This is a genomic window from Streptomyces sp. NPDC001194, assembly GCF_042896985.1.
In the GTDB taxonomy this organism is placed as follows: Bacteria; Actinomycetota; Actinomycetes; order Streptomycetales; family Streptomycetaceae; genus Streptomyces.
This window is the reverse complement of the sequence record NZ_JBIAXU010000002.1, coordinates 229,950-251,943: the sequence shown is the minus strand read 5'-3', so window position 1 is coordinate 251,943 and position 21,994 is coordinate 229,950. Positions and strand designations below refer to the sequence as shown.

The 21,994-nt window shown below is 74.1% G+C and carries 22 protein-coding genes; 11 read left to right on the top strand and 11 right to left on the bottom strand.

The window, feature by feature from the left end; all coding sequences use genetic code 11:
* The first annotated feature begins 9 nt into the window (after nt 1–9).
* A complete protein-coding gene (locus ACFY1T_RS05860) occupies nt 10–723 on the top strand; it encodes a carbon-nitrogen hydrolase family protein (protein WP_390787125.1) in 714 nt (237 codons plus the stop codon).
* A gap of 97 nt (nt 724–820) precedes the next feature.
* Here ACFY1T_RS05860 and ACFY1T_RS05855 read toward each other — a convergent pair whose 3' ends face one another.
* The 3 genes from ACFY1T_RS05855 to ACFY1T_RS05845 all read right to left on the bottom strand — a co-directional run bounded on the left by ACFY1T_RS05855 (nt 821) and on the right by ACFY1T_RS05845 (nt 4,915).
* Entirely contained in the window at nt 821–2,413 is a 1,593-nt protein-coding gene (locus ACFY1T_RS05855; protein ID WP_390787124.1) for a DUF2142 domain-containing protein, read from the bottom strand.
* A gap of 13 nt (nt 2,414–2,426) precedes the next feature.
* Nucleotides 2,427–4,160 (bottom strand): hypothetical protein, encoded by a 1,734-nt coding sequence (locus tag ACFY1T_RS05850; RefSeq protein ID WP_390787123.1) that lies wholly within the window; start codon nt 4,158–4,160, stop codon nt 2,427–2,429.
* Nucleotides 4,161–4,324: 164 nt separating this feature from the next.
* The gene (locus ACFY1T_RS05845; protein WP_390787122.1) at nt 4,325–4,915 is read right to left on the bottom strand and encodes a DUF1707 and DUF4190 domain-containing protein; all 591 of its coding nucleotides are present in this window, start codon (nt 4,913–4,915) and stop codon (nt 4,325–4,327) included.
* A gap of 132 nt (nt 4,916–5,047) precedes the next feature.
* On the opposite strand from ACFY1T_RS05845, the gene ACFY1T_RS05840 reads away from it, so the two are divergent.
* Nucleotides 5,048–5,773: a hypothetical protein gene (locus tag ACFY1T_RS05840; RefSeq protein WP_390787121.1), complete on the top strand. Its 726-nt coding sequence runs from the start codon at nt 5,048–5,050 to the stop codon at nt 5,771–5,773.
* Nucleotides 5,774–5,776: 3 nt separating this feature from the next.
* Here ACFY1T_RS05840 and ACFY1T_RS05835 read toward each other — a convergent pair whose 3' ends face one another.
* The 3 genes from ACFY1T_RS05835 to ACFY1T_RS05825 all read right to left on the bottom strand — a co-directional run bounded on the left by ACFY1T_RS05835 (nt 5,777) and on the right by ACFY1T_RS05825 (nt 8,257).
* Nucleotides 5,777–6,682: an EI24 domain-containing protein gene (locus ACFY1T_RS05835; protein WP_390787120.1), complete on the bottom strand. Its 906-nt coding sequence runs from the start codon at nt 6,680–6,682 to the stop codon at nt 5,777–5,779.
* Nucleotides 6,683–6,750: 68 nt separating this feature from the next.
* Nucleotides 6,751–7,173 carry an organic hydroperoxide resistance protein gene (locus ACFY1T_RS05830; RefSeq protein WP_030868956.1) on the bottom strand — a complete coding sequence of 141 codons (423 nt, stop codon included), beginning with the start codon at nt 7,171–7,173 and terminating at the stop codon, nt 6,751–6,753.
* A gap of 64 nt (nt 7,174–7,237) precedes the next feature.
* Entirely contained in the window at nt 7,238–8,257 is a 1,020-nt protein-coding gene (locus ACFY1T_RS05825; protein WP_390787119.1) for an NADP-dependent oxidoreductase, read from the bottom strand.
* 99 nt (nt 8,258–8,356) lie between these two features.
* On the opposite strand from ACFY1T_RS05825, the gene ACFY1T_RS05820 reads away from it, so the two are divergent.
* Nucleotides 8,357–8,779: a MarR family winged helix-turn-helix transcriptional regulator gene (locus ACFY1T_RS05820; RefSeq protein WP_030868954.1), complete on the top strand. Its 423-nt coding sequence runs from the start codon at nt 8,357–8,359 to the stop codon at nt 8,777–8,779.
* A 24-nt stretch (nt 8,780–8,803) separates the two neighbouring features.
* On the opposite strand, the gene ACFY1T_RS05815 is transcribed toward ACFY1T_RS05820, so the two are convergent.
* Nucleotides 8,804–9,532 (bottom strand): hypothetical protein, encoded by a 729-nt coding sequence (locus ACFY1T_RS05815; RefSeq protein ID WP_390787118.1) that lies wholly within the window; start codon nt 9,530–9,532, stop codon nt 8,804–8,806.
* Between the two features lie 78 nt (nt 9,533–9,610).
* Between ACFY1T_RS05815 and ACFY1T_RS05810 the strand changes: the two genes are divergently transcribed.
* On the top strand, nt 9,611–10,192 hold the full coding sequence (locus ACFY1T_RS05810) for a hypothetical protein (protein WP_390787117.1): 582 nt from the start codon (nt 9,611–9,613) through the stop codon (nt 10,190–10,192).
* A 19-nt stretch (nt 10,193–10,211) separates the two neighbouring features.
* Here ACFY1T_RS05810 and ACFY1T_RS05805 read toward each other — a convergent pair whose 3' ends face one another.
* Nucleotides 10,212–10,898, bottom strand: coding sequence for an esterase/lipase family protein (locus tag ACFY1T_RS05805; RefSeq protein ID WP_390787116.1), 687 nt, complete (start codon nt 10,896–10,898; stop codon nt 10,212–10,214).
* 219 nt (nt 10,899–11,117) lie between these two features.
* Between ACFY1T_RS05805 and ACFY1T_RS05800 the strand changes: the two genes are divergently transcribed.
* Nucleotides 11,118–12,155, top strand: coding sequence for a rod shape-determining protein (locus tag ACFY1T_RS05800; RefSeq protein WP_030868949.1), 1,038 nt, complete (start codon nt 11,118–11,120; stop codon nt 12,153–12,155).
* Nucleotides 12,152–13,729: a GAF domain-containing protein gene (locus tag ACFY1T_RS05795; protein WP_390787115.1), complete on the top strand. Its 1,578-nt coding sequence runs from the start codon at nt 12,152–12,154 to the stop codon at nt 13,727–13,729. The genes ACFY1T_RS05800 and ACFY1T_RS05795 overlap by 4 nt, the downstream gene beginning before the upstream one ends.
* On the opposite strand, the gene ACFY1T_RS05790 is transcribed toward ACFY1T_RS05795, so the two are convergent.
* The gene (locus ACFY1T_RS05790) at nt 13,719–14,162 is read right to left on the bottom strand and encodes an Lrp/AsnC family transcriptional regulator (RefSeq protein WP_390787114.1); all 444 of its coding nucleotides are present in this window, start codon (nt 14,160–14,162) and stop codon (nt 13,719–13,721) included. The two genes, ACFY1T_RS05795 and ACFY1T_RS05790, sit on opposite strands and share 11 nt — an antisense overlap.
* A 69-nt stretch (nt 14,163–14,231) precedes the next feature.
* Here ACFY1T_RS05790 and ACFY1T_RS05785 point away from each other — a divergent pair, with 69 nt between their 5' ends.
* The 3 genes from ACFY1T_RS05785 (at nt 14,232) to ACFY1T_RS05775 (ending at nt 16,915) form a co-directional block, all read left to right on the top strand.
* Nucleotides 14,232–14,981 carry a LysE family transporter gene (locus ACFY1T_RS05785; RefSeq protein ID WP_390787113.1) on the top strand — a complete coding sequence of 250 codons (750 nt, stop codon included), beginning with the start codon at nt 14,232–14,234 and terminating at the stop codon, nt 14,979–14,981.
* A gap of 97 nt (nt 14,982–15,078) precedes the next feature.
* Entirely contained in the window at nt 15,079–16,440 is a 1,362-nt protein-coding gene (locus tag ACFY1T_RS05780) for a carboxyl transferase domain-containing protein (RefSeq protein WP_390787112.1), read from the top strand.
* An 85-nt stretch (nt 16,441–16,525) separates the two neighbouring features.
* Nucleotides 16,526–16,915, top strand: coding sequence for a hypothetical protein (locus ACFY1T_RS05775; protein ID WP_390787111.1), 390 nt, complete (start codon nt 16,526–16,528; stop codon nt 16,913–16,915).
* Nucleotides 16,916–16,939: 24 nt separating this feature from the next.
* Here the strand turns inward: ACFY1T_RS05775 and ACFY1T_RS05770 are convergent, their stop codons facing one another.
* The gene (locus tag ACFY1T_RS05770; RefSeq protein ID WP_390787110.1) at nt 16,940–18,214 is read right to left on the bottom strand and encodes an MFS transporter; all 1,275 of its coding nucleotides are present in this window, start codon (nt 18,212–18,214) and stop codon (nt 16,940–16,942) included.
* Nucleotides 18,215–18,463: 249 nt separating this feature from the next.
* Between ACFY1T_RS05770 and ACFY1T_RS05765 the strand changes: the two genes are divergently transcribed.
* Both ACFY1T_RS05765 and ACFY1T_RS05760 read left to right on the top strand, forming a co-directional pair.
* Nucleotides 18,464–19,630, top strand: coding sequence for a glutamate--cysteine ligase (locus ACFY1T_RS05765; protein ID WP_390787109.1), 1,167 nt, complete (start codon nt 18,464–18,466; stop codon nt 19,628–19,630).
* Between the two features lie 329 nt (nt 19,631–19,959).
* The gene (locus ACFY1T_RS05760) at nt 19,960–20,946 is read left to right on the top strand and encodes a hypothetical protein (protein ID WP_390787108.1); all 987 of its coding nucleotides are present in this window, start codon (nt 19,960–19,962) and stop codon (nt 20,944–20,946) included.
* Here ACFY1T_RS05760 and ACFY1T_RS05755 read toward each other — a convergent pair.
* A complete protein-coding gene (locus ACFY1T_RS05755) occupies nt 20,934–21,767 on the bottom strand; it encodes a class II glutamine amidotransferase (RefSeq protein WP_390787107.1) in 834 nt (277 codons plus the stop codon). The genes ACFY1T_RS05760 and ACFY1T_RS05755 overlap by 13 nt on opposite strands.
* Between the last annotated feature and the right edge of the window lie 227 nt (nt 21,768–21,994).

The following is a 21,994-nucleotide window of genomic DNA, read 5'->3' as shown; positions in this document are numbered from 1 at the left end:
GCTGGGTCCGTGAAGATCGCAGCAGCGCAGCTCACCTGCGTCCCGGCCGACATACCCGCCAACACGGAGCGCGGCGTCGCCCTCGCCGCCGAGGCCCGGGCGCGGGGCGCCGAGCTCGTCGTGTTCCCCGAGCTCACCCTCACCGGCTACGAGTTGGACTCCCTGGCCGCCGACCCGGGGCTGTGGCTCGCGGGCGCCGACGACCCCCGGCTGGATCCCCTGCGCTCGACCGGCATCGCCGTCGCGGTCAACGCCGCACTGCGCACCGACGGTCCGCTGCCCGCCCTCGCGACCCTGGTCTACGGGGCGGACGGCGGGCACGTGACCACGTACGCCAAGCAGCACCTGTACGGGCACGAGCAGGACGTGTTCGCGGCCGGCGAGGGCCCGGGACGCTTCTCCCTCGGCGGGATCCGCTTCTCCCTCGGCGTCTGCTACGACAACCACTTCCCGCAGCTGACCGACCGCGCGGCGGCGGACGGCTGCCGGGTCCACCTTGCGAGCTCGCTGTACGGGACGGGCGACGGCATCCGGGAGCGGGCCACCGTGTACCCGGGGATCGCCGAGCGGCACGGCCTGTACGTCGTCCTCGCCAACCACGTCGGCCCGGCGGGCCCGTGGACGGGCTGCGGGGGCGCCGCGCTCTGGGCGCCGGGCGGCGTGCTGCTGGCCGAGGCGGACGACCGTACGGCCTCGGTGGTGACGGCGGAGGTGGGCGCCTGACGGCCCACCCGGTCCACCCGGGCCGACGGTCCACCCGGTCCGACGGCACGCCCGGACCGGGCGTGCCGGCCGGGCGGGCCGGACCGCCGCCGGGGCCTCAGCCGATCGCCGGGACCTTCGAGTGCCGTCCGGAGCGGCTGTTCCCGCCCCGCTCCGCGGGACCCTCCGCCACGGCGGGCTCGCGGTCCCCCACCAGCGCCGGCAGCACGAGCGCGAAAGCCGCCACCGTGTACACCACGGTCCAGGCCACCCAGCCGCCGGGCGGTGCCCAGTGCGCCGAGAACGGCACCCACGGCCCGTTGACGCCGACCGCGAAGCGCCGCAGCGCCCAGAAGAACGCCGCCGCGTTCGCCAGCGCCAGCCCGGCGACGCCGAAGCCGACGAGCCGGCGCCACGGGAAACCCTGCTCGGGCGCACGGCTCGCGCAGATCAGCACCGCCATCAGCGGCAGGCCCACGGCGAACGGCAGCAGGTAGCGGCCCTGCCAGACCATGCCGAGCTGCTCCGCCTGGGAGGCCTGGGCCATCACCGGCACCACCACGATCGCCACCAGCATGCCGATCAGGGCCAGCGCCTCGCGCCCCCGGCCGTACGCCAGCCCCAGCGCGGTGACGACCGCGATCACGCCCAGCCAGACCAGCCAGGTGAAGGCGGGCGCCGGGGTGTCCAGCCAGCCGAAGTAGCCGAGCATCTGGTGGACGTACGTCTCGGTGTTGCCGAAGGTCTGCCGGGCCGCCTCCTTGGCGGTGAGCGTCTTGGGCGTGTTGATCACCGAGTTGTCGGGGTGCGCCCGCGCCCACAGCAGCGCTCCGGCCGTGGCCAGCCCGAGCAGCGCGGTCCACACCCACAGGGCCTTGCGGCGCAGCACCGAGCGCAGGACGCCGCGGTGCGCGAGCAGCAGGCCGAAGAAGACCGCGCCGGCGAACCAGATCAGCCCCAGCGGACGGATGTTGATCAGCACGAGGCCGCCGATGCCGACCCGGGCCAGCCGCCGGTTCAGCAGCCGCGGATCGGGAGACATCAGGATCGACAGCAGGGCTGTCCACACGAGGACGCCGGCGGCGATCTCACCCCCGCTGGGGTTGACCATGCCGGCCATGTAGAGGGCCATGGGCGTGGCCGCGGTGAACACGCCGAGCAGCGCCACGGAGCGCCGGCGCCGCCACTCCGCGGCCGTGACCACGGCACTGGCCAGCAGCGCCGAGCACAGTGCCGCCGACATCAGCCGCATCAGGTACAGCCCCTTCGGGCCGTCGACGAGCAGGCTCGGCCAGCCGGTCACCAGGTAGTACGCCGGGTGGTAGCGGCCGGCGGCGGTGGTGACCTGGACGGTCTTCTCCGAGTGCCCGATCGCGGGCGCGCAGGAGGCGGGCTTGTCCTCGTGCCAGGCGTAGCACTCGTGCTGCTTGGGCAGCGGCTTGTACCACTCGGGGAGCTGCACCCCGGTCTCGGCGAACTTGCCCTCGATGCCCGCCACCATGTGCGGGACCATCACCTCGGGGCCGCCCATCTGGCCCCGGGCGACGGCGGCGGCCCGGATGAAGTGGGCGTGTTCGTCCGGGGAGCCGCCCAGGGGCGTGGCGGCGGACCAGGAGGCCGCGAGCGTGAAGAACAGCGCGAAGGCGATGGCCCAGAGTCGCTTCGGGGTCCGGGCCGACCAGTCGGCCAGGCGCGTCAGTGCGGAGATCATCGCTTCCTTCTGATCATCGGACGTAGCTCAGCCAGCTCTGGTCGCCGTCCTTGGAGCACTCCCCCTTGGGCGCGAACTTCGGACACTTCCCGTCCTGCTGCCGGATGGTGTGCGAGACCCAGGGCAGGATCCGGTAGGTGCCGTCCTGCGCCGGCATGTAGCGGTCCGACATCGAGGAGGAGACCGTGCCGAGGAGCAGCAGGAGGGCGCAGAGCGTGCCGATCACGGCACCCTCGCGGCCGGGGAAGCCGGTGCGGACCGCGGCGGCCGCGGACGGCGCCCCGTCGGCAGGAGCGGCGGGAGCGGCGGGAGCCGTGGCCTCGGAGGCCGTGCGCCGCTCGGCCAGCTTCAGCGAGACCAGGTGCGCCACCAGCGCGCACAGGATCAGCCCGCAGTAGAGCAGCTGGTTGTTGGTGCGCGTGTACAGCTGGACCGTCTGCGTCTCGTACATGTGCGAGGCGATGTACATGCGCATGACCCACGCGCTGACGAACATGGCGGCGATGGTGACGATCAGCGGCTTGCGCAGCCCCAGCCAGATCGCGGCGCCCAGGCAGACGAAGGTCACCAGGGCGAACAGACCGACCCCGCCGAACTCCCCCGGCGGCGGCCAGTCGCCCACCTTGCCGGGCATGTCCGTGCGCCACATCAGGTAGTAGGCCGGGTCGGTGAAGTTGTCGAAGCGGAAGTTGTAGTCCTTGGTGGTCTGCCCTTCCTTCAGCATGACCATCAGGTAGCGCCCGGCCACCACGAGGAACGCCGCCAGGGCGCTGCCCATGAAGGCCGCGCCCTTGAGCGGGCGGGTCTTCCACGGGAAGTACAGCAGGGCGGCGAACAGCACGCCGGCCGCGCTCCACAGGAACCAGCCCGAGTACGTGAGGAACAGCACGCCCAGCACCGCGCCGAACCCGGCGCCCTTGAGCAGCAGCGGGCGCCAGCCCTCGGCTGCGCTGCGGCGCAGCGCCACCACCATCGCCACCAGCACCGGGACCAGCAGGACGAGCACCGTCTGGCTGTACGGCTTGTACGAGTCGATCAGCGCGAAGGCGGGCACGACGCCGAAGGCCAGCGCCCGGACGGGGCTCAGCAGCAGCCGCCAGGCCAGGTAGACGAGCGGACCGAAGGCGGCGGCGCCGAGGATCTGGAGGTCCTTGAAGGCGTAGGCGGTGTTGCCGCCGTGGAACCACTCGGCGTAGTAGCCGAGGGTGTAGAGCGGCATCGGCGGGTAGACCGGCGAGCCCGAGGGCTGCCCGTTCGCGACGGCGTGGGCCCATTCGACGATGCGGCCGCTGTCGCCGTTGAGGCCGAACATCGGCCACGGCGTGCCCAGCAGCGCGACGACGGCGCCCGCCGCGACGAAGCCGCTGGCCAGGCCGGCGAGGGCGGCGGCGGCCAGGCGCGTGGCGAGGTCGAAGTGGCGGCCGCCGCGCAGCCGCATCGCCAGCGCCACGGCGCCGATGAGGAGGAGTCCGATCAGGGCGAACCGCAGCTGGATCGCGGCCAGACCGCTGACCTGCGCGATCCGGTTGAGCGGGTTGAGCTTGAAGCCGCGTGCCAGCAGGGGGAGGGCCAGTGCCGCGGCGAAGGCCACGGCGGCTTCCAGCAGCAAGAGCCCGCCGCGGGAGCGCAGGGCGCGCCGCGGGGCCCGCTCCGCGTTCGAGGACTTCGAGCTGCCGGGGGCGTTCGCGGCCGGTCCGCTCGGGGGAACGGGGCGCACGGCCGCCGACCCCTCGGTACTGACTGTCACTGACGGTGTCCCTACTGCTGGTGAGTGCTCGGCGCGAGGGCCGGTCGTCGTCCTCGGGACAGCCTCGGCTCGTGCCGCCACGCATACTATCCGCCTGCCGTCGGCGGGCTCCGGTCCCGGAACGACGGCCGACGGCAGGCTCACCGGCGGCCGGAACCGCTCCGTCAGTCGAGGGCCCCGAAGCCGGCGAGCAGGAAGAGCAGCACCCAGCCGCCCACCGACAGCCAGCCGAGCACCAGGCCGATCGTCGCGAGCCCGGTGCCCTCGTCGCCCCGCGCGCGGATCTGCGCCTTGGCGACGTGCCCGGTGGCGACGGCGCCCAGGCCGGCGGCGCCGAGCGTCGGCAGGCTCAGCACGCCGAGCGCGAGCGAGGTGATCGCCATCCCGTTGACCCGGCGGGCCGGCACGGGCATGGGCAGCGGAACCGGCATCGGCACCGGCCCGTAGGCGGCGGGCAGCCCCGCCGCGGCGGGGCCGAACGGGCCGGGCATCGGCCCGGCCGGCAGGTCCGCGACCAGCTGCGCGAGCTGTCCGTACGTCTGCGCCTTGTGGACGGCGTCGAAGCGCTGTCCGTACTCCTCGCGGGAGAGCCGGCCCTCGGCGTACGCGGCCTTGAGCACGTCCACCGTCCGGTCGCGGTCGGTGTTCGAGGCGCGCATCGCGGACTGCGCGGTGGGCACGGGCTGCCACGGCTGCCCGTACGACTGCTGGTGCGGGCGGACCGGGTACGGCTGCCCCCACGGCTGTTCGGCCATCCGGCCACCTCCCGAAGCCCCTGCGCGGTGCGCGTCCCTCCAGGATGGAGGACGAACGGGCCGCCACGATGGTTGCGGGGCTCCGGGCCCCGCACCTGTGACGAGGATGACGTGTGTGATGGGGTGTCGGGCATGACCGACTTCGAGACGATCACGGTTCCGGCCCGCCTCAGCGGCTATCCCGGGGTGGCCTTCGGCGGCTACGTGGCCGGGGTGCTGGCAGGACGGGCGGCCGCGAAGACCGTACGGGTGGACTTCCGCCGGCCGGTGCCCACGGACGCCCCGGTCCGGCTCGCCCCGACCGCCGACGGCGGCGCCCGCCTGGTGGACGGCGAGCTCCTGCTGGCGGCGGCGAGCCCCGCCGAACCGGCCGTCGAGGCTCCTGAGCCCCCGTCGTGGGCGCAGGCCTCGGCCGCGGCCGAGGCCTACCGGGCGGCGCCCCCGGACGGGATGGTCGACTGCTTCGGCTGCGGTCTGCACCGCACCCCCGACACCGGACTGCGCCTGCACTGCGGCCGGGTGTCCGGCGGCCCGCTGGTCGCCGCCGCCTGGACCCCGGGTCCCGCACTCGGCGGTGCGGACGGGCTGCTGCCGCCCGAGCTGGTGTGGGGCGCGCTGGACTGCCCGGGCAACGCGGCCGGACGGCTGCTCGACGACCGGCGGGCCGGCGCCGTCACGGCGGCCCTGACCGCGCGGCTGCTGCGCCCGGTGCCGGTCGGCGCGGGGCTCGTCTCGTACGCCTGGCTGCTGGGCAGTGAGGGCCGCAAGTACCGCGTGGGCACCGCCCTGGCCACCGCCGACGGCGATCTGTGCGCGGTCGGCGAGGCCCTGTGGGTGGAACCCCGCCCGCAGTCCTGAGGGCTACTGCGCGTACGGGTTCTGCTGCGGGGCCGGGTGGCGGGGGCCGGCCGCGTACGGCCCCCCGTACGGGGACTGCTGCTGCGGGGCCGGGTGCCCGGGCTGCCCCGGCTGCTCCTGCCGTGCCGCCGCGTCGGAGCCCTCGGCCCCGTCCGCGCCGGCCTGCTCCTCGTCCTCGCCGCGCAGCTCCCGGACCATGAGCGTGGCCCCCGCCACGGCACCCGGCATGAGGAACACCGCGACCAGCGGCACGAGGAACGCCAGTACCAGCGGGACTCCGAAGCCGAGGACCATCGCGCGGCGTCCGCGCAGCAGGGCCAGCCGGTCCTTCAGCTCCACCTCTCGGCGCTGGAGCGCGACGGCGGTGAGCTCCTCGGTGAGGAAGTACCCGGACACGCAGAACCCGATCGCCGGGATGACGGTCTGTCCGACGACGGGGATGAAGCCCAGCGCGAAGAGGACGATGCCGTACAGCAGCACCCGGACGAGCACCTTGATGCTGTCCCGGGCCGAGATCCACAGCTCCCGGGCCAGCGGCAGCCCGGATTCGGGGGCGTCGCCGCCGACGCTGCGGTCGACCTGCTCCGAGAGGGACTCGTAGAACGGCTGCCCGATCAGCAGGGTCACGGCGGTGAAGGTGATCACCGCGATGAAGAGGCCGAGGCAGAAGACGAGGGCGGTCAGGAAGCCGCGGAAGAGGCCGAGCCAGGGAGCGCCCCAGCCGTCGGCGAAGGGGGTGGCCCAGGCGGTCAGGTCGTCGGCGCCGTAGCCGAGCCCGACCAGCGCGCCGGCGTACAGCACCAGCGCGAGCAGCCCGGGCAGCAGGCCGAAGCCGAACCACCGGCCGTGACGGAACACCCATCTCTGTCCGGCCAGCAGATGACCGAATCCCCCCGCAAGATCACGCATGGGGCACAGCTTACGGCGAAGGCCGCACCCCGTGATCGGGGTGCGGCCTTCGCGCGGTGCGGGCGCGATCAGACGGCGAGCTCGACCGTGATGTTGCCGCGGGTCGCCTTGGAGTACGGGCAGACCTGGTGGGCCTTCTCGATGAGGTCCTTGGCGGTGGCGACGTCCACGTTCGGGATCGAGGCGGAGATCTTGACGATCAGGCCGAAGCCGTCGTCGTTCTTGCCGATGCCGACCTCGGCGGTGACGGTCGAACCGGAGATGTCCGCGTTCTCGTTGCGGGCGACGACACCGAGCGCGCCCTGGAAGCAGGCGCTGTAGCCGGCGGCGAACAGCTGCTCCGGGTTGGTGCCGGCGCCGCTGCCGCCCATCTCCTTCGGCGGGTTCACGACGACGTCGAGCTGGCCGTCGTTGGTGGCGACGCGGCCGTCACGGCCGTTCTCGGCGGTGGCGACGGCGGTGTACAGAACCTCGGACTGCTGGATGGACATGTGAAGGGATCCTCCTGGTAATCGCCGTGACTCGCGCCCACGATCACGACGGTGTGGGGTGAGCCTAACCGGTGAAGGAAACGATCATCTTTCCGGTGTTCTCACCGCGCAGCATGCCGAGGAAGGCCCCGGCCGCGTTCTCCACGCCCTCGACGACGGTCTCGTCGGCCACGAGCTCACCGGAGCGCAGCCAGCCGGCGACGTCCTGGACGAACTGCGGCTGGAGCCCGGCGTGGTCTCCGACGAGCACGCCCTGCAGGCGCAGCCGCTTGCCGATGACCAGGGCCAGGTTGCGCGGGCCGGGGGTCGGCTCGGTGGCGTTGTACTGGGCGATCGCCCCGCACAGGGTGGCGCGGCCGTGCACGTTCAGGGAGGAGATGGCGGCCTCCAGGTGGTCCCCGCCGACGTTGTCGAAGTAGACGTCGATGCCCTCGGGGGCGGCCTCCTTCAGCTGCTCGCCGACGGGGCCGTTCTTGTAGTTGAAGGCGGCGTCGAAGCCGTACTTCTCCGTGAGGAGCGTCACCTTCTCGTCCGAGCCGGCCGAGCCGATGACTCGAGCGGCGCCCTTGATCTTCGCGAACTGGCCGACGAGGCTGCCGACCGCGCCCGCCGCGCCGGAGACGAAGACCGTGTCGCCCTCCTTGAAGGAGGCCACCTCGAAGAGGCCGGCGTAGGCGGTCAGGCCCGGCATGCCGAGCACGCCGAGGTAGGCGGAGAGCGGGGCGAGGGCGGCGTCGACCTTGGTGGCGTGCTTGGCGTCCACGTCGGCGTACTCGCGCCAGCCCAGGCCGTGCAGGACGTGGTCGCCGACCGCGAAGCGCTCGTCGGCGGAGGCGATGACCTCGCCGACCGCGCCGCCGTCCATGGGCTTGTCGAGCTGGAAGGGCGGGACGTACGACTTCACGTCGTTCATCCGGCCGCGCATGTACGGGTCCACGGACATGTGCAGGTTGCGCACCAGGATCCGGCCGGGGGCCGGGGCCGCGACCGCGACCTCGCGCAGGGCGAAGTCCTCGGCGACGGGCCAGCCCTGCGGACGGCGGACGAGGTGCCACTCGCGGCTGACGGCAGGGATCTCAGACATGTGCGCTCCTGAATCGGGGAATCGACGAATACTTCAGTAGGTGAAACAACCATGCGCCTGGATATTTCATGTTGTCAAGTAAATGGGTACTCTGGATCCATGCCCAGTCGTCGCGCAGATCCCCTGACCCTTGAGGTCGTCGAGCTCATCGGCTCCGTCGTGGCCCGCTACCACGAGGAGTACGAGGACGCGGCGGCCAGCCACCAGCTCACCGGCGCCCAGGCGCGGGTGCTGACCCTGCTGTCCCTGGAGCCGATGCCGATGCGGCGGATCGCCCAGCAGCTGAAGTGCGAGCCCTCGAACATAACGGGCATCGTGGACCGGCTGGAGTCGCGCGGCCTGGTCGAGCGCAGGCCGGACCCGGCGGACCGCCGGGTGAAGCTGGCCGCCCCGACACAGGAGGGGCTGCAGACGGCGGACCGGCTGCGCGAGTCGCTGGACTTCGCGCGCGAGCCGCTGGCGGGCCTGTCCGCGGCCGAGCGGGCGGTCCTGCGGGACCTGCTCAAGCGGATGCTGGGCTGAGCGCCCGGCCGCGGCAGAAGAAGCTCAGCAGAAGAAGATGAACCAGCAGCCGGTCTTGGTCGGACTCGGGCTGGGGCTCGGCGACGGCGGCTGCGCCGTCCCCGAAGCGCTGGGCGACGGCTTCCCCGAGCGACTCGGCTTTACGGACGGCCCCGGCCCGGTGGCCCCTTTGGTCGGCCCCGTCCCGCCCGAGGCGGAGGCGGACACCGTCGGACCCGGCTGCGCGGACCCCTCGGCGGTCGCCCCGGGACCGGCCGGCGGCGTACCGCCCGCGGTGGCCTTCGCGGGCCCGGAGGCCTTCACCGGCTTCAGCGCCGTGGGCGCGGCGGGAGTCCCCTTGCCGCTCGGCAGCGGACCCGGATCCTGCGGGCCGTTCCCGTCGGTGAGCACCACCTCGGCGGCCCGGTCGGTCTTCTGCCCCTCGGTGACGATGCGGGCCAGCACGACCGTGCCCCCGGCCGCGAGCACCAGGCCCAGCCCGAGCGTCAGCAGGGTCCGGCGGCGCCTGCGGTGCGTGGCGCGGCGCCGCGAACCGGCCCGGCCGCCCCGGTCCGCACCGGACAGCACGACGAGCGAGTCCGCGAACGGGTCCCCCGGCGGGTCGCCGGGCCCTGACCGTACGGAGCCGTGGGGCGCGGCGGGCACCGCGGGCATCCCGGGCGCGGCGGGCGGCAGGTACTCGACCGGGGTCCCGCAGCCGGCGCACGCCAGGGCGCCGTTGAGGTGCCTCCGGCACGCGTGGCAGTAGTCCATGACGTCCGCACGCTACGTGGTGCCGAGCAACATCCGTATCGCGGGTTCGTGGAGGTCCTGTGTGGAATCGTGGCCTCCATGACTCCGTCCGCACACCCCGGCCCCTTCGGTCCGGCCGCCTTCCAACTGGTGCTGCTGCGTCGGATGGCGGACTTCCGGCCGGACCTCGCCGAGGAGGCGCGCCGTCGCCTGGGCGCCTCGCTCGCCGAGCAGCGGGAGGCGAACCGGCGCTGGCAGGCGATGGTCCGCTCGCCCCGCTCGCGCGGCGCCCTGGCCCGCTACCGCTCGGTGCTCGGGCCCCCGGAGTCCACACGGGCGCGCACCATCGGCGACCTGGAGTGCGAGGCCCTGCTGTGGCCGGTGCCGCTCTGGCCGGACCTGCGCTTCGAGGTGCTGGCCGCGCCGGACGGGGCGGTGTGGAACGAGTGGCTGGTCCGGGCCCCCGGCGCGCGGGGGCCCGTACTGGAGGCTCCGCAGGACCTGAGGCCCTGGTCGGCCACGGTGGACGAGGTGGCGCGGGCCTTCGCCCCGGTGCGCCCGCTGGAGGGGACCGCGCCGACCCGGTGGCGCCTGGCGTTCAGTGCGCAGGGGCGGCCGTGCGTGGCGGAGTTCACGTACGGCCTGCTCCAGCGCGTCGCGGTCGACGGGGTCGAGGTCTAGGTTCGCGGACCGCCGGAGGCTACGAGGCGAGGAAGGCCCGGACCCCGGCCGAGGTGGCGTCGTCCCCCAGCAGGTCGTTGTGCTTGATGCAGCCGACCGGCGTGTTGGCCGCGCCGGCGAGCGGGACGCTGTCGTCCGGGTTGACGACCTCGTCGCAGTTCGACCAGAACGTCGCGTACTTCACCGCGCCCGGGGTCTCGTCCCCGGCGTTCAGGTTCTTCACCACGTACGAACCGGGGGTCATGTCCCGGCACGCCTGGTCCCACAGGGCGCAGGCCCACGCGGTGGAGGTGCCGTGGTTGGGGCCGGCCAGCGAGACCCAGTGGTCCACGGTCGCGGTGCCGCCGCCGAACTTCACGTACCAGCGCCCGACCAGCGAGCCCAGCGAGTGCGCCACGATGTCGACCTTGGCGGCGCCGGTCTGCCGGCGGACCTGGTCCACGTACGCGGCGAGCTGCCCGGCCACGACCTCGTTGACGGACCGGTGCGTGTCGTAACCCCAGGAGAAGAGTTCGGAGTCCGCGTACCCGGCGGCGCGCAGGTCCTCGCGCAGACCGCCCCAGACGCCCGGGTCGGCGTTGTAGCCGTGGATGAAGACGACCGGGTTGTGCGGCTGCACAGGGGTGGCGGCCCGGGCCGGGAAGGGTGCGAGGAGCACCAGGCAGAGCGTCAGGAGCGCGAGCAGTCTCTGTCGGGGCGTCAGCATGGGGTCCCCTTTACCTTGTTACGCGCGAGTAGCGCGGGCAGTGGCGGCATGGTGCTGCCTGTCGGTACAGAAATCCACCCCCGTGCAGCACCTCTCGCCCCGTGCGACACACACGGCCGGAGCAGCCCAACGGGCGGTATACCCCATTCGCCCGAGAAGATATGAAATGCAACCGGCAGCCGCCGGACTCTTGCGCCAGCGCTCTCGGGAGGATCTGCCGTGACCGTCAGTCTTGAGCAGTTGCGCCGCTGCCACGTCGCCGTCGACCTGGGAGCAGCCAGGACCCGCGTCTACGTCAAGGGCGCCGGTCTGGTCGTCGACGAGCCGAGCGTCGCCGCCGTCAACACCCGCACCGGCGCGCTCATCGCGGTCGGGTCCTTCGCCGAGCGGATGACGGGCCGCACGCCCGACTACATCCGGGTCGTGCGCCCCGTCTCCGGCGGCACCGTCGTCGACATCGAGATGGCCCAGCGGATGCTGCGCCACCTGCTCGGCGAGAAGCTGCGCCGCGCCCTGCGCCGCAAGCCCCGGCTGCGCGCCGCCGCCTGCACCCCGCACGACGCCGACCCGCTCGCGCAGCGGGCCGCCGTCGAGACGATGGTCGGGCTCGGCGCCCGGCGCGTCGAACTCGTCGACACCCTGATCGCGGCGGCCGTCGGCTGCGGCCTGCCCGTGGAGCAGCCGACCGCGACGATGATCATGGTGTGCGGGGCCGCCGCGACCCAGATCGCCGTCCTCTCCCTCGGCTCGATCGTCACGGCCCAGCGGATCCCGGTCGGCGGCGAGGCCATCGACCACGCCGTCGTCCAGCACCTGCGCCACGCGCACGAACTGATGCTGCCGAGCCAGGCCGTCCGGCCGCTCCAGGTGGCCCTGCACGGCAACGGCATCACCGGCGGCGGGCCCTCCTCCACCCTCATCCACGGCCGCGACGTGGCCACCGGGCTGGCCCGCTCCGTCCACGTGGACACCGCCGCCGTCCGCGACGCCATCCACACCCCGCTGACCGCCGTCCTCGACGGCATCGGCAAGGTGCTCCGGGACTGCCCGCCGGACCTGGTCGCCGACCTGACGGACCGGGGGATCATGATGGTGGGAGGCAGCGCCCTGCTGCCGGGCCTGGACCAGATGCTGCGCGACGCCACCGGAATGCCCGTCGCCATCGCCGAACGGCCGGACGTGTGCGCCGTGCTCGGTCTCGGCATGATGCTCGAAGGGAAGATCGCCCCGATGGTCCTCAACCCGCTGGCCGGATGACGGACGCGGCGCCCGAGCCGCCCGATCCCGCGGTCCGGGCCGGCCTGCCCGTACTCCTGGAGGCGGTGCTCAGCGTCGGCTCCGAACTGGAGCTGCAGGCCACCTTGCAGCACATCGTGGAATCGGCGGCCGAGCTGTGCACCGCCCGGTACGCGGCGCTCGGGGTCATCGACCCCGAGCGCCTCCGGCTGACCGAGCTGTACACGGCCGGGATGAGCGAGGCGGAGCGCGCCGCGATCCCCCGGCTGCCCGACGGGCGTACGGGCGTGATCGGCGCGCTGTTCACCGATCCGCGCCCGCTGGTGCTGGAGGACCTGGCGAAGGACCCGCGCTCGGCGGGGTTCCCGCCCGGCCACCCCGTCATGCGCAGCTTCCTGGGCGTCCCCATCCGGGTCCACACCGAGGTCTTCGGCAACCTCTACCTCACCGAGAAGCAGGGCGGCGGCACGTTCACGGACGAGGACCTCGCGCTGGTACGGGTCCTGGCCTCGCAGGCGGGGATAGCGATCGGCAACGCCCGGCTGTACGAGACGGCCCGCCGCCGCGAGCGCTGGATCGAGGGCGCCGCCGCGGTCACCACGACCCTGCTGGCCGGCAGCCCGGCCGCCGACGCGCTGATGTGCGTGGCCGAACGGGCCCGGCTGCTCGCGGACGCGGCGGCCGGGGTGGTCCTCCAGCCGACCCCGGAGGGCGGCATGGAGATCGTGGCCGCCTCCACTCCCGGGGACCCCGGCGACCTGGTCGGGACGGCGATCGCCCCCGGCTCGCCCGTCCTCGTGCAACTCCTGGGCGGCGAGCCGGTCTTCATCGAGGACTCGGCGACCGATCCCCGGATGACCACGCACGTGCGGGAACGATTCGGCCCGAGCATGATGCTGCCGCTCCAGAGCGGCGGCCAGCTCATCGGCACCCTGGCCCTGCCGCGCGCCCGGGGCGGACGCCCGTACGACGCCGTGGACCGGCTGCTGGCCTCGCAGTTCGCCTCGCAGGCCGCGCTGGCCCTCGTCCTGGCCGACGCGCAGCACGACCGCGAGCAGCTCGCGATCTACGAGGACCGCGACCGGATCGCGCGGGACCTGCACGATCTGGTGGTCCAGCGGCTGTTCGCGACGGAGATGATGCTGGAGAGCACGAAGAAGCGCTCCGCCGCGGCGCCTTCCGGCGACACGGTCGGCGACGAGCTCGGCCGGGCGGTGGACGAACTCGACTCGACCATCCAGGAGGTCCGCACCGCCATCTTCGCCCTCCAGCAGCCGCCGAGCGACGCCCCGACCTCGGTCCGCGGCCGGATCCTGCGGGAGACGGGCGGGGCGGCGGTGCTGCTGGGCTTCCAGCCCTCGGTCCACTTCGCGGGCGCGGTGGACGCCCTGCTCACGGAACCGGTGGCGGGCGACCTCCTCTCCGCCCTGCGCGGCGCCCTGGCCGCGGCCCACCGCCGCTCACAGGTCACCTCGATCACGGTCGCCGTGGACGCGGCCCCGGCCCGCGTCCGCCTGACGGTCACGGACGACGGCCGTACGGATTCGGGGACGCGGGGTACGACGATGAGCTGGGAGTCGGCGCTCACGACCTAGCGGATGGCCCGTGGGCTCCCTTGAGGGCGATCCGCGTACTGGACTGCGCCACGCCGGCCTCGCGCTTGAGCCGGCGCAGCAGTGCGTCGAGCGCGGCGGGATCGGCGGCGCGGGCCCGGACGAGGTAGTCGTACTCCCCGGTCACGTGCACCACTTCGGTGATCCCGGGCAGCCTGACCACCTTCTCCTCGAACTCCTCGTTGGTGGTGTCGTGGCGCAGGCTCAAGTCGATGAAGACGACGAGCCCGCCGCGGGTGTCGGCGGCCGGATCCACGATGACGGTGAACCCGCGGATCACCCCGTCCCGCCGCATCCGGCGCACCCGGTCGGCGGTGGCGTTGGCACTGAGCCCGACGCGCACGCCGAGGTCGCGGTACGAGATCCGCGCATCCTGCTGCAGGATGCCGAGGATCTCCCTGTCCAGGCGGTCCATACCGCGATTCTCGCAGCCGGGCCCGATATCCGCCGCTGCACCCGCTCCCCGGGACCCCACCCTCCCCTCATGAACGAATTCCTCTCCCCGGGATTGTCGGGGGCGGTCGCGGGCCTGGGCGTGGCGATGCCGATGGGCGCGATGAGCGTGCTGCTGCTCCAGGAGGCGATGCGGCACCGGCGCACGGCGATGGCCGCGGCGGCCGGCATCGCGACCGTGGACCTCGCCTACGCGGCCCTCGCCACGGCCCTCGGCCCCTGGGTGGCCTCCCACGTGACCCCGGTCGAAGCCTGGATCCGCCTGCTGTCGGCGACCGTCCTCCTGTCGCTGGCCGCCCACGCCCTCTACCGCAGCCGCGCGCTCCCGGCGCCGGAGCCGTCGGCCTCGGCGTCGGGACGGGGCCCCGCCGTCCTGGTCCCGCCGGCGTCCGAGGTGCGGGGGTCCGGGGGCGGAGTCGGATCCGGCCACGCGGCAGCCGGCACGAGCGTCGGGGACGTCCCCGGAGGCGGGGCCCGACCCGCGGCCACGGCCCGCGCGGCCTTCGGACGGTACGTCGCCCTCACCGCCGTGAACCCCACCACCGCCCTCTACTTCGCCGCGCTCACCACCGCCCAGGCCTCCACCCTCACCACCCCCACCAGCGCCGCCGCCTTCCTGGCCGGCGTGGCCGCCGCGTCCCTCCTCTGGCAGCAGACCCTCGTCGCGATCGGCGCCGCCGCCGGCCGCCGGATCTCCCCCGCCGCCCGCGCCTGGACCTTCCGCCTCGGCTACGGCCTCGTCGCCGCCTACGCCCTCAAGCTGGCCTTCCCCTTGCCGTAGGGGGCGTCCACGAAGCCGCGCCTGCCCCGCGACGCCCCGGCGTGATCGGCAAGACGCCCCCTAGGGGCGCGCGAGCCGGGCCCCATAGGGTGATGGCGTGACGACGACCCGCCTCTCGGCCCGCGCGGCCATCGCCTCCGTGACCGACCCCGGCAGCTTCGCCGAACTGCCCGCCCCGCAACGGGAGTCCGCCCCCGACGGGCCCCTCGCCTGGGCCGGGTACGACGACTCCCGCGCCCGCGCCGCCGCACGCACCGGCGAAGAGGAGTCCGTCGTCACCGGAACCGCCCTCATCGGCGGCCGCCGAGCCGCCGTCGTCTCCTTCGAGTTCGGCTTCCTCGGCGGTTCCCTCGGCGAGCGCACCGGAGACCGGCTGGAAGCCGCCTACACCCACGCTCGCGAACACCGTCTCCCCCTCGTCTCCCTGATCGCCACCGGCGGCTCCCGCATGCAGGAGGGCATGCTCGCGCTGACCCAGCTCCAGCGCGTGGCCCGCCAGTCGGTCCTCACCCGGGCCGCCGGGCTCCCGCAGATCGCCGTGCTCCGCGATCCCACCACCGGCGGCGGCTGGGCCACGCTCGGCGCCGGGGCCGACGTCGTGCTCGCGCTCCCGGGCGCGCAGGTCGGCTTCGCGGGCTCCCGGGTGCGGCCGGCGGACGCGGACCCGGCGGCGTACACCGCCGAGGGTCAGTACGCCGCCGGGCACGTGGACGCCGTCGTCCCGCCCGCCGGGCTGCCCGCGGCCCTCGCCGACTGGCTGCGCGTCCTGGCCGCGCCCCGCTCCGCCGAACCGGTCGCGCCCCCGGCCGCGCTGGCGGACGTACCGCCCCCGCGGACCGGCTGGGACGCCGTACGGCAGGCCCGCCACCCCGGCCGCCCGCGCGCCGAGGCGTACCTGGACGCGTACTTCACCCTGCGCCTCCCCCTCTCCGGGGACCGGGCGGGCGGCACCGACCCCGGGATGCTGTGCGGGTTCGGGCTGCGGGAGGGGCGGGCCGTCGCGTACGCCGCCCAGTGCGGCACCGCCACCCGCCCGGCCGGGTACCGTACGGCGGCCCGCGTGATCCGCCTCGCGGACCGCCTCGGGATCCCCGTGCTCACCCTGGTGGACACCCCCGGCGCGGCCAACGACGCCGCCGCCGAACACGCCGGCGCGGGCGCGGCCATCGCGGACACCTTCGCGGCGGTCGCGGCGGCGGCGGTCCCGGTGACCACGCTCCTGATCGGCGAGGGGGGGTCGGGCGGAGCCCTCGCGCTGGCCGCGCCCGGGAACACCTGGGTCACCCCGGACAGCTACTTCTCGGTGATCGCGCCCGAACTGGCGGCGGCCATCCTCAAGCGCCCCGCCTCCGAGGCCCCCTCCACGGCGGACCAGCTCCGCATCCGCCCCCAGGACCTGGTGTCCCTGGGCGTCGCACGCGGCGTGGTCGCCCCCCACCGCCCCGGTCCGGCCGGATGAGCGGCCGCCTGCGCGGAGACGGCCCGCGCGGCTTCCGGTAGGTACCGCCAGGACCCGCCTGGCGGCCCCGTCCCCGGAGCCGTCCGTGTCACGCACCGCCCACCACATCCGCTCCCGCCGCGGACCGGCGCCCGACGCCGCGCTCGGCGACGAGCTCGCCCACACCTCACTCGTCCACACCTCGCTCGTCCACACCGTGCTCGTCCGCGACCTGCGGTTCAGCGCCCGCTGCCTCGCCGAGGCCGCGCGGGCCGGCCGTCGCGCCCGGCCGCAGGCCCTGCGGCGCCGCGTCACGGTCCGCCGGCTGCCGCGCTGCCTCCGCGACTCCTCCGTGGCCGTCATGGCCGCGCACGCGGAGCGCCGCGCCCGGCAGCGGCTGCGCGCGGACCTCCGCTCGGTGCTGCTCCTCGGCCGCGCCGAGGACGCGGACGTCCCGCCCGCACGCCACCGGCACGGTGCGCTCCGGCTCGCCTGAGCGCCGCCCCGTCCGGGCGCCGCCTCACGCCTGCGGCGACCTCGCGTCGTACCGGGCGAACCCGCGCCAGCGCAGGGCCAGCAGGACCAGTACCAGGACGCACCCGAGCCCGCCGCCCGTGATCGCCACGGACGGGGAGGTCAGGTCGGCGGTGGTGCCGGCGAGGAAGTCCCCGAGCCGGGGCCCGCCCGCGACGACCACGATGAACACGCCCTGGAGGCGCCCCCGCATCTCGTCCGGGGTCGCCGCCTGCATCATCGTGGAGCGGAACACCATGGAGATGGTGTCGGCCCAGCCCGCCACGGCCAGGAAGAACAGCCCGAGCCACAGGTTCCGGGTGAGCCCGAAGACGGCGATGGCCAGCCCCCAGGCGGCCACCGAGACCAGGATCGCCAGCCCGTGCCGGCGGATCCGGCCCTGCCAGCCGGAGAACAGCCCGCCCAGCAGCGCCCCGACGGCGGGCGCGGCCACCAGCAGGCCGACGGTCTTGGCATCGCCGCCGTACCAGAGCACGGCGATGGCCGGGAACAGCGCCTTCGGCTGGGCCAGCACCATGGCGGCCATGTCGGAGAAGAAGGTCATCCGGATGTTGGGGCGGGTGCCGAGGAAGCGCAGTCCGTCCAGCACGGAGGCCCGCCCCCGCTTGCCGCCCTCCCGCTCGGGCAGCATCGCGGGCAGCCGCCACACCGCGTACAGCGCGGCGCAGAAGGTGAAGGCGTCGATCAGGTACGCGGCCTGGTAGCCCCACCAGCCGACGATGAGCCCGCCGAGCACCGGGCCGATCATCGTCCCGGAGGTCATCGTCACCGAGTTCAGCGCGTTGGCGGCGGGCAGCTGCTCGGTCGGCAGCAGTCGCGGGATCATCGCGGAGCGGGCGGGTCCGTTGAGGGCGCCGCACACCGCCTGCAGCGCGACGACCGAGTACAGCAGCCAGACCCGGTGGTAGTCGAGGAGCGCGGCGCCGGCCAGCCCGATCGACAGGGCCGTCAGGCCGAGGGAGCTGTACAGGCCGAGCTTGCGGCGGTCGACGGTGTCGGCGATGGCCCCGCCGTAGAGGCCGAAGACGACGAGCGGCACGAGGGAGAAGAGTCCGACGAGCCCGACGGAGAAGCTGGAGCCGGTGATGTCGTAGACCTGGAGCGAGATCGCGAGCGCGGTCATCGCCTGACCCATCCAGGAGATGGTGCTGCCGACCCACAGCCGCCGGTAGTCCGGGGACGTGCGCAGCGGGGTGAGGTCCGCGAATATTCGCGTCGCGCGTCGGGCGGATGTGGGCGTGGGGGTGCTCGTACCGGTCACAGCGGATGATAACCAGGGGGCGTTCGGCGGCCCCAGGCATTAACGGGCCGGGAGCCCGCCCCCGGGCGCCGCGCACCCCGGCCGGCTCCCGCACGCGCACCAGTCGCCCCACCCGGACCCGCGGCCTCAGACCGGGCCGGCCCTTGCCGGTAACTCGCCACTGTCACAGGACATTTGACTGAATCGGCGTGCGCTCCTCCCCTCCTGTTCGGCTCATGATGAAAAGACTCGTATGTCCAGGGAGGCGTAGTGATCGAACCTGGCAACAGCACCACGAGCACCGGCAGCGCGGACAACGGCGTCCACGCGGCACCTCTCACAGCCCCGCTGACCGTGGGTGTCGAGGAGGAGTTCCTCCTCGTCGACGCCCGTACCTTCCGGGTGGTCCCGGCCGCCCCGCTCGTCCTGGCCACCGCCGCGGGCCTGCCCCACGAAGTCCACCCCGAGGGCACCCGCTACCAGGTGGAGATCTCCACCCCCGTCGCCGACTCGGCGACCGTGCTGCGCGCGGAGCTCGCCACGCTGCGGCGCACCCTCGCCGGGGCGGCCCGCGCCCACGGCTGCCGGCTGCTGGCCGCGCCCTCTCCGGTCCTGGCCGTGGAGGGGCCGCTGCACCTGACCGACGACGAGCCGCGCCAGCGCGAGCAGCACCGCCGCTTCGGCGCGCTGACCGACACCCTGGTCAGCTGCGGCCGCCACATCCACATCGGCACCTTCGACGTGGACACGGCCGTGGCGGTGTCGAACCGGGTCAGACCATGGCTGCCCACGCTGATCGCGATGGCCGCCAACTCGCCGTTCTGGGGCGGCCGAGACACGGGCCACGCCAGCTGGCGGGCGATGGCCTGGTCGGGCTGGCCCTCGGCCGGGCTGCCCCCGCACTTCACGTCCACGGCCCACTTCCGGCGCTCGGTGCAGACCCTGCTCGGCTCCGGGGCGGCCCTGGACACGAAGATGGTCTATTGGGACCTGCGCCCGTCCGGGCACTGGCCGACGCTCGAGATCCGGGCGCCCGACATGTCCCCGGACATCGACACGGCGATCCTCCAGGCGGAACTGGTCCGCGGCCTGGTGGCGACGGCCCTGCGGGACATCGCGGAGCTGCGTCCCGAGCCGGCGCTGCGGGACGACGTCCTGCACCTCGCACGCTGGCGGGCGGCCCACGACGGCCTGGAGGGCTTCGGCCTCGACCCGTACACGGGAGCGGAGATCCCCGCGGCGGACCTGGCGGAGGCCCTGCTGGACCTCGTCGCCCCGGAGCTCGCGGCGTCGGGTGAACTCGACCACGCGGCCAAGACCCTGGGAGGCCTCTTGCGGGACGGCTCAGGCGCCCACCGCCAGCGCGCGGCCTTCGCCCGCCGCCAGGACCTGAACGACGTACTGCGCCACCTGGCGGACGAGACCGAGAACTTCTAGGGGTGTCCGCAACGTAGCGCCGTACGCCCGAAGGGCGGCCCCGAACCGCCGAAGCCGCAGGTGCGGGCCACGTTCCTTTCCGCACCTGCGGCCCGGGGAGGCACCCCGGCGGGAGCCCGCCGCGGGACGCGGCGCCCGGCGGGAGCCCGCCGCGGGACGCGGCGCCCGGCGCGGCCGGGCCCGGCGCGGCGGGCCCCGAGCGCGTGCGGGGCCCGGGCCGGGCGCGCAGCATGGAGGTACGGCCGTCCTCGCGCCGCCGCACCGGGGCGATCACCGCGGCCGGCGCCGGTCGAGGGCAGCCGGCGCGCCTGCGTACACCTGGAGCCCCCATGTCGCCCCTCCCGGTCCCCGGCAGGCCCCGGGCCGCCTCCGCCGCGGCCTTCGCGGCAACCTTTGCGGCGGTCCTGGCCGTCCTTCCGGGCGGCGCCGCCCACGCCTTCACCGGCGGCAACCACGAGGACGTCACCCGCGCCGCACTGCCCTGGGAGCCCGTCACGCTGACGGCGATGGCCGACGCCCACGACGGGGCGATCAACGCGAACGACCGCCGCCCCTACTTCGGCGTCGGCCCCCTGCACTGCGACAACGCCGACTACCTCGCCCCGCGGTACTCCGCCGGCTACCCACGCACCCGGGACGAGGCGAGCACGGAGCTCCTCGCCTGCATCCGTACGTCCGTCGCCCGCTTCCGCAACGCGGTCCGGGCCGCCGACGGCCTCGTGGGAGCCGACGGCGCGGTGCGCGCCGACCAGAGCGACCTGTCGACCCCCTGCACGTGGGACGAGAAGCCCGGGCGGGCCAAGTGCGCCGTCCTCGAACAGCTCGGCCGCGGCTGGCACCAGATCGAGGACTTCTACTCGCACTCCAACTGGAGCGACCGGCCCGCCGCGGGTCCGATCGGCCTCGGCAACCCGCCCGGCCTGGAGCGTACGGACCACCCGCCGTTCCTCGACATCCGCCGCTACAGCGCCATGAAGGACGCCGACTGGACCAGGGACGCGCGCGGGCGCATCCCCGAGGACCTCACCACCGGCTGCTACCCCGACTTCGATTCCACCGGCGTCGAACCCGCCGACTGCGACGGCCGCGTCGCCCACAGCCCGACCCTGAACAAGGACACCGCCGCGTCCGCGCGCGCCGAGGCGGACGACGACTTCCGCCGCGCCACGGCCGGAGCGACCGCCGAACTCACCCGCCAGTGGAACGACTTCAAGGCCGAGCTGCTCGCGGCGTACCCCGATCACGGGCGCGGCGCCGCGATGGTCTGCGCCCTCGTCCACGACGACCCGGCCGCCGCCTGCCGTCAGGCGGCCTGAGGGGCGAAGGGAAGCATCTCGTCCGCCCCGGGCTGTACGACGCCGTACATGCCCTCCGGTACCTCGTTCCAGGCGCCGGGCAGATCACCGAGGGGCTCGGAGACGATGAGGCGGGTCTCGTCCGAGACCTCCTGCAGGAACGCCATGTCGGGGTGCAGCTTGCGCAGGCTGTCCACACGGGTGCTGTAGAACAGCGACCTGGACTGCTTCTGGCTGGAGTAGCGGAAGGCCCAGACGCTCTCGCCGTTGCTCACGGCCACCGTCATCTGCAGCGGGAACTCCACACCCTGCTCGCGGCCGATGCGCTCCACGACCCCGGCCATCCGCGCCACGGCGCCCGGCGGGTCCTGGTCCAGGCCGAAGGTGACGGCGAGGTAGAACATCACTTCGGAGTCGGTGGTTCCCTCGATGTTGAAGAACAGCGCGGGGTCGACGAGCATGCACAGTTCCCGGCGCATGAGGTGGAAGCCCGCGATGGACCCGTTGTGCATCCAGAGCCAGCGGCCGTGCCGGAAGGGATGGCAGTTCGTCTGCTGCACGGCCGTTCCGGTCGACGCCCGGATGTGGGCGAAGAACAGCGGCGACTCGACGTGGTCGGCGATCTCCCGCAGGTTGCGGTTGTTCCAGGCGGGCCCGACGTCCCGGAGGACCGCCGGAGTACTGGCGTGATCCGTGTACCAGCCGATGCCGAAGCCGTCACCGTTCGTCGTCTCCACACCCAGTCTCGAGTGCAGGCTCTGATCGATGAGCGAGTGCGCCGGCTTGTACAGGATGGTGTCGAGCAGAAGAGGCGAACCTGAGTACGCGAGCCATCGGCACATGGGCGACCACCTGTTCCTCGTTCTCCAGGGCGGTCCGGCGGCGGTTTGAGGGCGGACTCCGGCGGTGTCCGGACATGGAACCGGGGTTCCCCGCGCCTCGGGGAGGACCGCTCCGCGAACCCCTGATCTACCGGCAGTCCCATGGTCGGCCCATCCCCCGGTGATCGCCACGCGGGCGAACCCGAGCCCGCCTGCGCTCGCGGACGCCGACTCGGCGGCCGCTTGGC